This is a genomic window from Streptomyces misionensis (genome assembly GCF_007896895.1).
Lineage (GTDB): Bacteria > Actinomycetota > Actinomycetes > Streptomycetales > Streptomycetaceae > Streptomyces > Streptomyces misionensis_A.
On sequence record NZ_VOGW01000204.1, the window covers coordinates 30420 to 42892 of the forward strand.

General features: G+C 70.9%; 14 protein-coding genes. 7 read left to right on the forward strand and 7 right to left on the reverse strand.

Going from position 1 to position 12473, the window contains the following annotated elements:
• The first annotated feature begins 135 nt into the window (after positions 1 to 135).
• Both FRZ03_RS39910 and FRZ03_RS38045 read left to right on the forward strand, forming a co-directional pair.
• Positions 136 to 375: an SCO4848 family membrane protein gene (locus FRZ03_RS39910; RefSeq protein ID WP_222443446.1), complete on the forward strand. Its 240-nt coding sequence runs from the start codon at positions 136 to 138 to the stop codon at positions 373 to 375.
• 224 nt (positions 376 to 599) lie between these two features.
• Positions 600 to 2144 carry an ABC transporter substrate-binding protein gene (locus FRZ03_RS38045; protein WP_146469722.1) on the forward strand — a complete coding sequence of 515 codons (1545 nt, stop codon included), beginning with the start codon at positions 600 to 602 and terminating at the stop codon, positions 2142 to 2144.
• Positions 2145 to 2323: 179 nt separating this feature from the next.
• On the opposite strand, the gene FRZ03_RS38055 is transcribed toward FRZ03_RS38045, so the two are convergent.
• The 7 genes from FRZ03_RS38055 to FRZ03_RS38085 form a co-directional block, all read right to left on the reverse strand.
• On the reverse strand, positions 2324 to 3061 hold the full coding sequence (locus tag FRZ03_RS38055; protein ID WP_146469723.1) for a TetR/AcrR family transcriptional regulator: 738 nt from the start codon (positions 3059 to 3061) through the stop codon (positions 2324 to 2326).
• Positions 3062 to 3098: 37 nt separating this feature from the next.
• Entirely contained in the window at positions 3099 to 3509 is a 411-nt protein-coding gene (locus FRZ03_RS38060) for a VOC family protein (RefSeq protein ID WP_146469724.1), read from the reverse strand.
• A 122-nt stretch (positions 3510 to 3631) separates the two neighbouring features.
• Positions 3632 to 4411 carry a succinate dehydrogenase iron-sulfur subunit gene (locus FRZ03_RS38065; protein ID WP_070026211.1) on the reverse strand — a complete coding sequence of 260 codons (780 nt, stop codon included), beginning with the start codon at positions 4409 to 4411 and terminating at the stop codon, positions 3632 to 3634.
• The gene (gene sdhA, locus FRZ03_RS38070) at positions 4411 to 6165 is read right to left on the reverse strand and encodes a succinate dehydrogenase flavoprotein subunit (protein ID WP_146469725.1); all 1755 of its coding nucleotides are present in this window, start codon (positions 6163 to 6165) and stop codon (positions 4411 to 4413) included. The genes FRZ03_RS38065 and sdhA overlap by 1 nt, the downstream gene beginning before the upstream one ends.
• A gap of 19 nt (positions 6166 to 6184) precedes the next feature.
• Positions 6185 to 6667: a succinate dehydrogenase hydrophobic membrane anchor subunit gene (locus FRZ03_RS38075; RefSeq protein WP_146469726.1), complete on the reverse strand. Its 483-nt coding sequence runs from the start codon at positions 6665 to 6667 to the stop codon at positions 6185 to 6187.
• A gap of 5 nt (positions 6668 to 6672) precedes the next feature.
• Positions 6673 to 7053, reverse strand: coding sequence for a succinate dehydrogenase, cytochrome b556 subunit (gene sdhC, locus FRZ03_RS38080; RefSeq protein WP_078967379.1), 381 nt, complete (start codon positions 7051 to 7053; stop codon positions 6673 to 6675).
• Between the two features lie 171 nt (positions 7054 to 7224).
• Positions 7225 to 7797, reverse strand: coding sequence for a 2-oxo-4-hydroxy-4-carboxy-5-ureidoimidazoline decarboxylase (locus FRZ03_RS38085; RefSeq protein ID WP_146469727.1), 573 nt, complete (start codon positions 7795 to 7797; stop codon positions 7225 to 7227).
• 208 nt (positions 7798 to 8005) lie between these two features.
• On the opposite strand from FRZ03_RS38085, the gene FRZ03_RS38090 reads away from it, so the two are divergent.
• The 5 genes from FRZ03_RS38090 to FRZ03_RS38110 all read left to right on the forward strand — a co-directional run.
• On the forward strand, positions 8006 to 9580 hold the full coding sequence (locus FRZ03_RS38090) for a beta-N-acetylhexosaminidase (protein WP_146469766.1): 1575 nt from the start codon (positions 8006 to 8008) through the stop codon (positions 9578 to 9580).
• 211 nt (positions 9581 to 9791) lie between these two features.
• Positions 9792 to 10463, forward strand: a complete 672-nt coding sequence (locus FRZ03_RS38095) for a DUF4328 domain-containing protein (RefSeq protein ID WP_261399507.1) — start codon at positions 9792 to 9794, stop codon at positions 10461 to 10463.
• Positions 10464 to 10554: 91 nt separating this feature from the next.
• Positions 10555 to 11133 carry a hypothetical protein gene (locus tag FRZ03_RS38100; protein ID WP_146469729.1) on the forward strand — a complete coding sequence of 193 codons (579 nt, stop codon included), beginning with the start codon at positions 10555 to 10557 and terminating at the stop codon, positions 11131 to 11133.
• Between the two features lie 232 nt (positions 11134 to 11365).
• Positions 11366 to 11767, forward strand: coding sequence for a hypothetical protein (locus tag FRZ03_RS38105; protein WP_146469768.1), 402 nt, complete (start codon positions 11366 to 11368; stop codon positions 11765 to 11767).
• A 136-nt stretch (positions 11768 to 11903) separates the two neighbouring features.
• Positions 11904 to 12473, forward strand: a 570-nt coding sequence (locus tag FRZ03_RS38110) for an RNA polymerase sigma factor (protein WP_146469767.1), incomplete at its 3' end; no start/stop codon positions are given.

Below are 12473 nucleotides of genomic sequence, written 5' to 3' on the forward strand. Positions count from 1 at the left end.
AGGGTCGCGACGCTGACCAGCAGTGATCGCCGGGCGGTCTTCTTGGGTGCGGGCACGACCGAGAACGTACTCGCACCCGCCCGGCGATTGCCGCCCCGGCCCCCGCGACGAAAGCGCACCCCGGATACTGGAGGTATGAAACTCAGCCGCCCGGTCTCCTGGTTCCTGCTCGCCTTCGGGGTCTGGAGCTGGTTCATCTGGATCACTTTCGTAAAGAACCTGGTCAAGGACGGCAGCGGGCTCGCCTTCGACGACGGTCACCCGACCGCCTACTTCTGGGTGCACCTGCTGCTGGCGATCGTCTCGTTCGTATTGGGGACGGTCATCGGGGTCATCGGGTTGCGCGGTGTGCGCGCCCTGCGCCGCACCCCCTAGCGGTATGTGACCGGAATCTCTCCCCTGCCTGTGGAGGGGCTGTGAAAACCTGGCGAAGACAATGCTTTGGTGAGTTCTTCCACAACCGGTCAGAAAGCCCTTCCCACGCTGAAACACGTGTGATTAGGTGAGCCGCGTCACTTTAGGGGAGTGGCGCGTTTTGTGCTGAGCCAGGGGTAGGGCCTGCACAGGTCTGGGAGGGCACCACCGTGCGATCGGTTCGCATGCGGATTCTCGTGACATTGCTCGTGCTGGCGGTCGTGGGAATCGGCGGCTGGCAATTGCTGCCGTCGCAGGAGAACAAGAACAGGACCATCACGGTCGGCACGACGGACGCGGTCACCGGGCTCGACCCGGCCGGCGCCTACGACGCGGGTTCCTGGGCCCTGTTCAGCAACGTCTTCCAGAGCCTGCTGACCTTCGAGCCGGACGGTGTGGAACCGGTGCCGGACGCCGCCAAGAGCTGTGGCTTCGCGCCCGGCGACCTGAAGACGTACCGCTGCACCCTGCGCGACGGGATCACCTTCCCCAGCGGGCGCGCGATGACCGCCGAGGACGTGAAGTATTCCTTCGACCGGGTCAAGAAGATCAACTCCGACGTCGGCCCGTCGTCCCTGTTCGACCTGCTCGCCTCGGTCACCGCGGACGACGCCCGCACGGTCACCTTCCACCTGAAGGCCCCGGACGCCACCTTCCCGCTGAAGGTCGCCACCGGCGCCGGGGCGATCGTGGACAAGGACAACTACCCCGCCGACGCGCTGCGCAAGGACGGCGCCGTCGACGGCACCGGCCCCTACCGGCTGGCCTCCTACACCAAGGGCAAGCTGGCCGAGCTCACGCCGAACCCGCACTACAAGGGGTATCTGAGCGGCACCGGGCGGCCGGTCGACCTGCGCTACTACAGCGACTCGGCCAAGCTCGACCAGGCGTGGAAGGACAAGAAGGTCGACGTGGCGTCCCGGACGCTGCCGCCGGACGTGCTGTCCCGGATGACGCCGAGCGACCCCGACGACCGCGTCAACGAGTCCGACACCTCCGAGACCCGCAACCTGTACCTCAACACCCGCGCGGCCTCCCCGCTGCACGACACCCGGGTGCGGCAGGCGATCGCGTGGCTGGTCAACCGGGAGCAGCTGGCCGCCACGGTCTACCAGGGCACGGTCGACCCGCTGTACTCGCTGATCCCGACCGGTATCACCGGCCACACCACGTCCTTCTTCGACGAGTACCCGACCCAGAGCACCGCGAAGGCGCGGGCGCTGCTCACCCAGGCCGGGGTGAGCCTGCCGCTGCGCTTCACCTTCGCCTACGGCAAGGGCCAGGGGCCGGGCGCGGAGGAGGCCGCGGCGCTGAAGAAGCAGCTGGAGGCGGGCGGCCTGTTCAAGGTGGACGTCAAGGGCTACGAGTGGACCGACTTCCAGGAGCACATGGCCGCCGGGAAGCTGGACGCCTGGTCGGTCGGCTGGGTCGCCGACTACCCGGACGCGGACACCTTCGGCCAGCCCCTCGTGGGCACCGGCTCCACCATGAGCACCGGCTACAGCAACAAGGACGTCGACCAGTACATCCGTGACAGCCGGCGCTTCGCCGACCGCGGCCGCGCCGCCGCCGACTTCCAGCGCATCCAGTCCGACATCGCCACCGACGTCCCGCTGATCCCCCTGTGGCAGCGCAAGGAGTACACGGTCAGCACGGAGGACGTGGGCGGCGGCCAGTACCTCACGGACGGCACGGGCGTGTACCGCCTGTGGCGGCTGGACTGGATCTGATCAGCCGTCCTGCTTCTGCCCGGCCCTGATGATCCGCTCGACGTCGAGGGGTGACCTCGGCGCCGAGCGAGGCGGGGAGGGCGACGGTCTCGCCGGGTGCGTGGACGCGATGGCTCGCGTACTCGCTCCCGGCCGGCCGGGGCCGGACGCCTCTTCCCCGCTCCTTCACCCGGAAGTGATCACTCGTCCCGTTTGCGCCCCGGATCCGGCAGGACCCTCGTCATGCCCGGCAGGAAGTCCGTGAACAGCTCGTGGACCTCCAGCACCAGGGGGCGCAGGACGCGGAAGCGGGCCAGGGTGACACCGCGGGCGGTCAGCCGGGCGCCGCGCCGGGCCAGGCGGTAGCTGCGTTCGCGGCCCTCGGTGCGGTCGAAGATCCAGTAGAGGACCAGGCCCATCTGGGACAGCCACATCAACTCGGGCAGCACGTCACGCAGTTCGTCGGGCACCTTGGCCTTGGAACCGGCCAGCACCTGGCGGTGCACCCGGATCGCCTGCTCCCGGGCGTGCTCGCTCTCCTGGGAGAAGGGGCTCAGCGGGCTGTCGGGGTCCGCGGCGTTCTTGAAGAACTGCACCGCGAACTCGTGGTAGGGCCGCGCGATGTCCAGCCACGCGGTGAGCACCCCGGCCAGCCGCGCCTCCAGTTCGGTCTCCCGGGCCAGGATTCCCCGCACCGCCTGCTGGTGCTCGGCCGCGATCCGGTCGTAGAACCCCTGGATCAGGTGTTCCTTGCCCTCGAAGTAGTAGTACGCGTTGCCGACGGAGACCCCGGCCTCCTGGGCGATGGCCCGCATGGTGGTCTTGTCGTACCCCCGCTCCCGGAACAGCCGCAGGGCCGTCTCCAGGATCAGCGCACGGGTCTGCTCGGACTTGCTGGGGGTACCGGCCGCCTCGGGACCGTCGTTCTTCACGGGCACGCCACAGAGCCTAACGAGTGGTCGGGCGCCCCCCGGTTCAGCCTCTGCGGCCCAGCTCGGGGCGCCTGGTGTAGTCCGTGAGGCCGAGCACGTTGCCCCAGGGGTCGGCGATCTCCACCGTCCACCCGGTGGCCGTCTGGAACACCTCGTCCAGCGGCCGGATCCCCGCCTCGGACAGCCGCCGCGCGGCCACCCGGGCGTCCGGCACCTCCAGCCACAGCCGCGGCGAGGGCCAGGGCGGACTGCGGTGGCCCAGCGCCTCCTCCACCCGCAGCAGCACCCCGGGCGTCTCCGCCCCCGCCGTGAGCAGCGCGATCCCGGCCTCGTCGAACCGGAAGCCCACACCGAAGCCGGCCCGCTCGTAGAATCCGACGGCCTCCGCGAGGTCGCCGACGGGGAGCAGCACGTTGTCGAACCCGAGCAGCTCGTACGACTCATCGTCTGACATGTCGTCACATTAGAGCGCCGCCCGGTCGGATTCGGTGATTTCCGGGCCGTCGGCGGACAACGGCGAGGGGCCGTCCCCCGCCATCGCGGTGAACGGCCCCTCGCGTCGTGCCGGGCGGCAGGTCAGTAGCGGCGCGTGATCAGCGCACGCTTGACCTCCTGGATCGCCTTGGTGACCTCGATGCCACGCGGGCAGGCGTCCGTGCAGTTGAAGGTCGTACGGCAGCGCCACACGCCGTCGCGGTCGTTCAGCACCTCGAGACGCTGCTCCCCGGCCTCGTCGCGCGAGTCGAAGATGAAGCGGTGGGCGTTGACGATCGCGGCCGGACCGAAGTACTGGCCGTCGTTCCAGAACACCGGGCAGGACGACGTGCACGCGGCGCACAGGATGCACTTGGTGGTGTCGTCGAAGCGGGCCCGGTCCTCCGCGGACTGGAGGCGCTCGCGCGTGGGCTCGTTCGTCTCCTTGGTGATCAGGAACGGCATGACGTCCCGGTACGCCTGGAAGAACGGCTCCATGTCCACGACCAGGTCCTTGAGGACCGTCAGGCCCTTGATGGGCTCGATCGTGATCGGCTTCTCGGGGTTGATGTCCTTGATCAGCGTCTTGCAGGCAAGACGGTTCTTGCCGTTGATCCGCATCGCGTCCGAGCCGCAGATGCCGTGCGCGCACGAGCGGCGGAAGGTGAGGGTGCCGTCGATGTCCCACTTGATCTTGTGGAGACCGTCGAGGACACGCTCCTTGGGGTCGATCTCCAGCTGGAAGTCTTCCCAGGTGGCCTCCGCCGAGACCTCCGGGTTGAACCGGCGGACTCGGAAGGTGACCGTGATGTAGGGGGAGTCGGCGAAGCCGGGCTCGGGCCGGCCGGCCGCGTCCGCCTTGTCCAGAACAGGGGTAGCCATCAGTACTTACGCTCCATCGGCTGGTAGCGGGTCTGGACGACCGGCTTGTAGTCGAGACGGATGGACTCGGTGCCGTCGTCGCCGACCTCGCGGTACGCCATGGTGTGGCGCATGAAGTTGACGTCGTCGCGGTTCGGGTAGTCCTCGCGGTAGTGACCGCCGCGGGACTCCTTGCGGGCCAGGGCCGACGTGGCCATGACCTCGGCCAGGTCGAGCAGGTTGCCCAGCTCGATGGCCTCCAGCAGGTCCGTGTTGAACCGCTTGCCCTTGTCCTGGATGGACACGTTCTTGTAGCGCTCGCGCAGCTCGGCGATCTTCTCGACCGCCGTCTTGATCGTCTGCTCGGTGCGGAACACCATGACGTTGGCGTCCATGGTCTCCTGCAGCTCGCGGCGCAGCGTGGCCACCCGCTCGTTGCCGGTGGAGTTGCGCAGCCGCTCGATCTGCTCGACGACGAACGACTCCGGGTTCTCCGGCAGCTCGACGAAGTCCGCCTTGTGGGCGTACTCCGCGGCGGCGATGCCCGCGCGGCGGCCGAAGACGTTGATGTCCAGCAGCGAGTTGGTGCCGAGGCGGTTGGCGCCGTGCACCGACACGCAGGCGACCTCGCCGGCGGCGTACAGACCCGGCACGACGGTGGTGTTGTCCGCCAGGACCTCACCCTCGACGTTGGTGGGGATGCCGCCCATCGCGTAGTGCGCGGTGGGCTGGATCGGGATCGGGTCCGTGTAGGGCTCGATACCGAGGTAGGTGCGCGCGAACTCGGTGATGTCCGGGAGCTTCGCGTCCAGCTGCTCCGGCGGCAGGTGGGTCAGGTCCAGGTACACGTGGTCGCCCTCGGGACCGCAGCCGCGGCCCTCGCGGATCTCCGTGTAGATGGAGCGGGACACGACGTCACGGGACGCCAGGTCCTTCATGACGGGAGCGTACTTCTCCATGAAGCGCTCGCCGTCCTTGTTGCGCAGGATGCCGCCCTCACCGCGGGCGCCCTCGGTGAGCAGGATGCCCATGCGCCAGATGCCGGTCGGGTGGAACTGGAAGAACTCCATGTCCTCCAGCGGCAGGCCCCGGCGGTAGCACGCGGCCTGGCCGTCACCGGTCAGGGTGTGCGCGTTGGAGGTCACCTTGAAGAACTTGCCGGTGCCGCCGGAGGCGTAGATGACCGACTTCGCCTGGAAGATGTGGATCTCGCCGGTCGCCAGCTCGTAGGCGACGACACCGGCCGACTTCTTGACGCCGTCGACCTCGCTGATCAGCTGGTCCAGGACGTAGAACTCGTTGAAGAACTCCACGCCCTCCTTGACGCAGTTCTGGTACAGCGTCTGGAGGATCATGTGGCCGGTGCGGTCGGCCGCGTAGCAGGCACGGCGGACCGGGGCCTCGCCGTGGTTGCGGGAGTGGCCGCCGAAGCGCCGCTGGTCGATGGTGCCGTCGGGCGTCCGGTTGAACGGCAGGCCCATCTTCTCCAGGTCGAGGACGGCGTCGATGGCCTCCTTCGCGAGGATCTCGGCGGCGTCCTGGTCGACCAGGTAGTCACCGCCCTTGATCGTGTCGAAGGTGTGCCACTCCCAGTTGTCCTCCTCCACGTTGGCCAGCGCGGCGGCCATGCCGCCCTGCGCGGCGCCCGTGTGGGAGCGGGTGGGGTAGAGCTTGGTGAGCACCGCGGTGCGGCTGCGCTTCGTCGCCTCGATGGCGGCACGCATGCCCGCGCCACCGGCGCCGACGATGACGGTGTCGTACTTGTGGATCTTCATGATTCTCGCAGCCCCGTGCCTAGCGGATGTTCGGGTCGAAGGTGAAGATCACCAGCGTGCCCAGCAGGATGGTCCACACCGTGGCGGTGTACAGCAGGGCCTTCAGCCACATGCGGGACGCAGGCCGCTCGGCGTAGTCGTTGATGACCGTGCGCAGGCCGTTGGCGCCGTGCAGCATCGCGAGCCACAGCATGGCCAGGTCCCAGACCTGCCACCAGGGGGACGCCCAGCGGCCGGCGACGAAGGCGAAGCCGACCTTGGAGACGCCGCCGTCCAGGACCAGCTGGATGACCAGGTGGCCGATGACGAGGACGACCAGCACGATGCCGGACAGGCGCATGAACAGCCACGCCGCCAGCTCGAAGTTGCCGCGGGTGGACTTCGGGGTCTTCTTGGTCCGCTGGCGCGGCGCCTCGATCAGCGGCGCCGGGTTGTCGACGTTGTAGACGGCGGCACCCTCGACGGGGCCGACCCCGGAGGCGGTGGTTTCAGTGGTAGACATCGGCGTCAGCTCCCGAACAGAACACGAGCGGCGTGGCCGAGCACGGGGTAGATCGCGCCGAGCATGAGGACGACCCAGACACCCATCACGGTCCAGAACATCTGCTTCTGGTAGCGCGGGCCCTTCGACCAGAAGTCGACGGCGATGACGCGCAGGCCGTTGAGCGCGTGGAAGAGGATGGCGGCGACGAGGCCGTACTCCAGCAGCGCGACGATCGGCGTCTTGTACGTGGCCACGACCTTGTCGTAGGCCTCGGGGGAGACACGCACGAGAGCGGTGTCCAGCACGTGAACGAACAGGAAGAAGAAGATGAGGACGCCGGTGACTCGGTGAGCCACCCAGGACCACATTCCTTCCCGGCCGCGGTACAGCGTTCCAGCCGGCACGGAAGAACCCTCCGGGAGCGGGGACTAGGGCCGCGCCGGCTTCACTGTCGGTCGGGCCCGGCCGGGTACGGTCCACCGGCCCCCGACATGGTATCCATGCGGCGGGGTGACGCTTACGGGGGGCCTACCGGTGTGATCAAACTGGCACCGGATGGGGGAGCGAGGGGCCCGTCATCTGCCGGGTGCGGGCGCATTCGGGCTGGTCGCGCCCAGTGGCGGAGCCGCTGGTGAGGACGGTCCCGCACTCCTGAGGAAGGTGCCCAGCCGGCCCCTTGCCAGGCGGCGGAGCTCGTCCGCGGCTATCGCGCGCTCCTCGTCCGGATCGTTCGCCGATCGTGACCGGATGGCCTCCAGGATGCGGTCGGCGGTCTCGGCCGGAGGGATGTCGCCCAGGTAGATGACGAACACATGTCCGAATCTTGCCTCGTAGGCCGCGTGCTGCGCGTCCAGCGCCATGTGGGCGGCCGAGTAGGTGTCCGCCGGGAGGGTCGGCAGGGACTCGTGCGCCAGGGCCCCCGAGATGTCCGCCGGGGACAGGTCGTACGCCGCCTCGTCCGCCGCGGCCAGGAGGGCGTCCAGGTCGGGGTAGGGGCGGTGGGCCGCGACGCGGTGGGACCAGCGGTGGCTGTGCAGGCAGCGCAGCAGCAGGGCGCGGGCCTCGGTCGCGGGCGCCGCGTTGAACGCGTCGAGGGGGCGGGGCAGATGTGGAAGGCGGTGTCCGGGCAGCGTGAGTCCTCGCGTCACAGGGCGTGTGTGGCAGGGTGATGCTGTGAAAGGTGTGTCGTCAGGTTATCGAGAGTGGTCACTCTGTGTCCTCGCGATGCCCGAAATTCACCCGGACGGGAGAGTTTGCGAACGTTCAGGTGACCGTTCGAGTGGCGAAGGGCCGTACGTTGGCTGAGTGACCCAGCACAGGCGCCGGGCGACGGCGCAACAGGTGAAGCGGAAGCGGATGGCGGTGGCCGCCGCGGTGGTCGGGACCGTCGCGCTCGGCACGGGTGTCGGGGTGTGGGCCTCGTCCGGTGGCGGCGCGGGACAGGGCTCCGGACGGGCGACCGTCGCGGACACCGGCTCCCCGGCGAGCCCCTCGCCCACCCGCTCGTACCCCATGTCGAAGGCACCGCAGACCATCCCCGCGGTGCGTTCCCACACCCCGGCCCGCGGGCCCGGGTGGCAGCCCCGCAAGAGCGACCGCGTGGTGATCGGCGACGCCTCGCTGGCCGACGAGGGCCGGCTGATAGCCGGTGAGCTCGGCATGAGCTACGCGGGCCAGAAGAACGACACCCAGGCGGGTGACGTGCGCCTGGCCCTGGCCGGCGGCGGCAACCAGGAGTCGTACACGATGAACGTCCACGGCGGGCGGGTCGACATCACCGGCCCCGGCCGGGCGGGCGTCTTCTACGGCACCCGGACCCTGAAACAGGAGGTCCACGGCGGTGGCACGGCGCCGGAGGGCGTGGTGCGCGACGAGCCGGCCAAGCCGGTGCGCGGGTTCATGCTGGACATCGCGCGCAAGCCGTACTCCGAGTCCTGGATAGAGGACCGGATACGGGAGCTCGGGGACCTGAAGTTCAACGAACTGGGGCTGCACTTCTCCGACGACCAGGCCTTCCGGATCGAGTCCAGCAGCCACCCGGAGATCGTCTCCGCGGACCACCTCACCAAGGCGCAGGTCAGGCGGATCGTGGACCTGGCGAACAGCCGGCACATCACCGTCGTGCCCGAACTGGACTCGCCGGGGCACCTCGGCGCCGTCCTCGCCGCCCACCCCGACCTCCGGCTGCGCAACCGGAACGGGGTGGTGACCAAGGGCGCCATCGACATCTCCAAGCCCGGCTCGGCCAAGCTGGTCGACGACCTGCTGAACGAGTTCGCGGGCCTGTTCACCGGCAGCCAGTGGCATCTGGGCGGCGACGAGTACACCGCGCTCATGGCGAGCGACCCCCAGACCGCCTATCCGCAGCTGGCCGCGGCCGCGCGGGCGAAGTTCGGCGCGAACGGCAACGTCGCCGACCTCACCACCAGCTGGCTCAACGACCGCGCCGCCACCGTCCGCGCCCACGGCAGGACGCTGCGCGCCTGGAACGACGGCTTCTACCGCAGCGCCACCGCCGTGCGGCCCGCGAACGATCTCCAGGTCGCCTACTGGACCGGCAAGGAGATCGGCGCCCGGCAGCCGCAGGAGTATCTGAGCGCCGGCCGCAAGCTGATCAACTACAACGACGAGTTCCTCTACTACGTCCTCGGCCAGCCGCAGACCTTCGTGTACCCGACGGGCCAGCGGATCTACGAGCAGTGGACCCCGCGGGTGGTGCGCGGCACCACCGCCGTCCCGGCCCGGTACGACGGGCAGATCCTCGGCGGCACCTTCGCGGTCTGGGGCGACTTCCCCAACGCGCAGACGCCGGACCAGGTCGCGGCCGGCATCCGGATGCCGCTGCGGGCCACCGTGCAGAAGCTGTGGGACCCGGGCACGCCCGCGCTGTCCTGGACGCAGTTCAAGACACTGGCGAACCGGCTGGGCTGAGGCGCGGCGGGCCGGCCGGGTCGTGGGAGCGACCCGGCCGGCATCCGCCGTGAACCGGACGGAACCGGCGAAACCCGTGGACACGGAATGATCTTCGGTCGTATCTTCCGGTGTTCGCATCTCCGGCCGGCCGCTCGTACGCCGCCCGCCGGGCACCGTCATCACTTCGGGGGAAGCTCAGCCCATGGCCACGCCCGTGCCCGTCCCACCCGTGCCCACAGGTCCCCTCCTCGGCGGCCCGCCCCCCACCCGGCTGCGCTCGCCCGCCGGGCTCGGCCTCGCCACCGCCGTGCTGCTGGGCGCGGCCGTCGCCGCCGACCTGTTCGCCTGCGTCGCCGACCTGGGCGAGATGAACGCCGCCCAGGACCTGATGGGCGGCGCCGGCGCGGACGTCGTCCACCGGGCCGACACCCTTTACGGCGTTGCCGGCGTCACCCAGGGCTCCACCCTGGTGGCGACGGTGGTCGTCTACCTCTGCTGGCTGTGGCGGGTGCGGGTGAACGCCGAGGTGTTCCGGCCGGACGGGCACCGGCTGAAGCGCGGCTGGGTGATCGGCGGCTGGTTCTGCCCGATCGTGAACCTGTGGTTCCCGCGCCGGATCGTGCTGGACAGCTGGACGGCCAGCGTCCCGCCGGGCGCCCGGGTCCGGAGCGCGCCGGTCAACGCCTGGTGGACGCTGTGGATCCTCGGTCTGCTGCTCGACCGGCCCGCGGCCACGCGGTTCGACAACCCCGACACCCCGGCCCGGCTGGCCTCCGCCGCCCGGCTGATGCTCGTCTCCGACGCCCTCGACGCCGCGGCCGGAATCCTCGCCGTGGTGGTCGTCGTGCATCTGACCCGGATGCAGCGGCACCGGCTGCTCGCCGTCCCCGCGTTTGGCTGAAACCAGACGGCTGTGACACTCCCGCCCCCGCGCACGCAGTAAGGGGAGTCACGGGCCCCGTACCGGTCGGAGCCCAGAGCGGGGAGGCTTCATGAGCCTGGTGGAACTGATCGCGCGGGCCGACGAGCGGGGACTGGCCGCAGGCGGGCTGGCTTGTTTGGATCGGTGCCTGCCGCTGCTCGGCGAGGACGACGAGCTGCTGCGCCCGCTGTGGGGGAGCCTCGCCGACGGCTCCGACTGGAGCGGCCACCTGGAGCGGGCGCGGGCCGCGTGCGGAACGGGCGGGGAGGCCGGCGCGTCCGGCGCGGAGACCCTCCGGCTCGCCCGGAGCATGCTGGACGCGGCCCCCGCGGAGCGCACCGCCGAGGCCCTGCGCCCCTGGGCGGACGCCTGCTCCCTCGCCTCCCTGCGCATCCACCTCCTGCTCGACCCCGCCGCGGAGGGCGCCCCGGACGGTGCGGCCCCGCAGGCCGCGCGGGCGGGCGGGACCGAGGAACTGCCCCCGCTCGTCGCCGCCGAGCTGCGCCGCCAGATCGCCGTCCTCGAACTCCTCGCCGGACACGGCAAGCACGGCCTGCGCCATGCCCTGGAGCTGTCGGGGGAGGGACGGCGGGTGCTGCGCGCGGTGGTCTCCCGGCGGGCCCGGGGCACCGTCGCGACCGGCGGCTGACGCTCCGGTGCCGGCGGGCCCCCGGGTGCGGGCGTTCTGTGCCGGTCGTGCGGTGGAGGTGGGGTGGTCCTGCGCCGGTTGGCGGAAGGCGGCCGTGAGGGGTGACGGAAGCCGGGCCCCGCTCGCTCTTCCTTATGTGAACGCCCATGTGACAGCCCGTGTGACAGCCCATGTGACAGCCCGTGTGGCGGCAGATGTGACCGCCAGCGTGCCGGCCGAGGCGCCGGCCGATGTGTCCGCTCCGGACGGGACCGCGCCGCAGCAGACCAGGCCGCAGGCCGCCGTGAAGCCCGCGCGCTGGGCGGCGGACGCGGTCGCGGCCATGCGCGAGGGCGCCCGGCTGCGCCTCGACTACTCGGCGCAGAGCCTGTGGCGGGTGGACCGGGTGATCGAGGAGATACGGCGCGAGGGGGCGCCGCGGCAGGCCGTGGACAGCGTGCTGCGCGGCTTCGGCGCCTACGCCGGGGAGGTGGTCGTCAGGCACACCGGCGCCGAGTGGTGGGCGACCGGCGGCGAGCACTGGGTGCGCACGCCCGACGGCCGGCTCTGGGACCCCATCGAGGAGGCCCGCCGCTGCTACACCGGCCACGGCTCGCTGCGCCTGCTGTGCCGGGACGCGACCGCCGGCGTCTGACGGTCCCTCGGCTCGCTGTGACACTTCCGTGCGGGCGGACGCTGATGACCGTGGAGGGCGACAGACACGGCCGGAGCGTGTCGCACCGTGCGGGACGCCCCGCGGTGGCCAGGAACTCGGCACGACGAGGACGGTCTTGGGCGAGGGAGGGGAGCCCCGCCGCCGACGGCCGCGGGACGGGGAACTGGGCGCCGCCGTCGCACGGGCCCAGGACGGCGACGAGACGGCGTTCGCGGTGGCCTACCGGATCGTGCAGCCCGGCCTGCTCGGCTATCTGCGGGGCCTGGTCGGCGAGGACGCGGAGGACGTGGCGGCCGACGCCTGGCTGGAGATCGCCCGGGACCTGGGCCGGTTCAGCGGGGACGGCGCCGGTTTCCGGGGCTGGACCGCGACCATAGCCCGCCACCGCGCCCTGGACCATCTGCGCCGCCGCCGGACCCGGCCCCGTACCACCGCGCTCGAACAGGACGTGCTGGAGCTGCCCGCACCGCACAGCACCCACGACCAGGCCCTGGAGTCCCTGTCCACCGCACGGGCCCTGGACCTGGTGCGCACCCTGCCCCGGGACCAGGCCGAGGCCGTGCTGCTCCGGGTGGTCGTCGGCCTCGACGGCCCCGCCACCGCCCGCGTCCTCGGCAAGCGCCCCGGCGCCGTACGCACCGCCACCTACCGCGGCCTCAAACGCCTCGCCCGCCGACTGCCCGGC

Coding starts and splice junctions, on each gene's coding strand:
- FRZ03_RS39910 (WP_222443446.1), top strand. CDS start 136: ATGAAACTCAGCCGCCCGGTCTCCTGGTTCCTGCTCGCCTTCGGGGTC.
- FRZ03_RS38045 (WP_146469722.1), top strand. CDS start 600: ATGCGGATTCTCGTGACATTGCTCGTGCTGGCGGTCGTGGGAATCGGC.
- FRZ03_RS38060 (WP_146469724.1), bottom strand. CDS start 3,509: ATGTCAGACGATGAGTCGTACGAGCTGCTCGGGTTCGACAACGTGCTG.
- FRZ03_RS38065 (WP_070026211.1), bottom strand. CDS start 4,411: ATGGCTACCCCTGTTCTGGACAAGGCGGACGCGGCCGGCCGGCCCGAG.
- sdhA (WP_146469725.1), bottom strand. CDS start 6,165: ATGAAGATCCACAAGTACGACACCGTCATCGTCGGCGCCGGTGGCGCG.
- FRZ03_RS38075 (WP_146469726.1), bottom strand. CDS start 6,667: ATGTCTACCACTGAAACCACCGCCTCCGGGGTCGGCCCCGTCGAGGGT.
- FRZ03_RS38090 (WP_146469766.1), top strand. CDS start 8,006: ATGGCGGTGGCCGCCGCGGTGGTCGGGACCGTCGCGCTCGGCACGGGT.
- FRZ03_RS38100 (WP_146469729.1), top strand. CDS start 10,555: ATGAGCCTGGTGGAACTGATCGCGCGGGCCGACGAGCGGGGACTGGCC.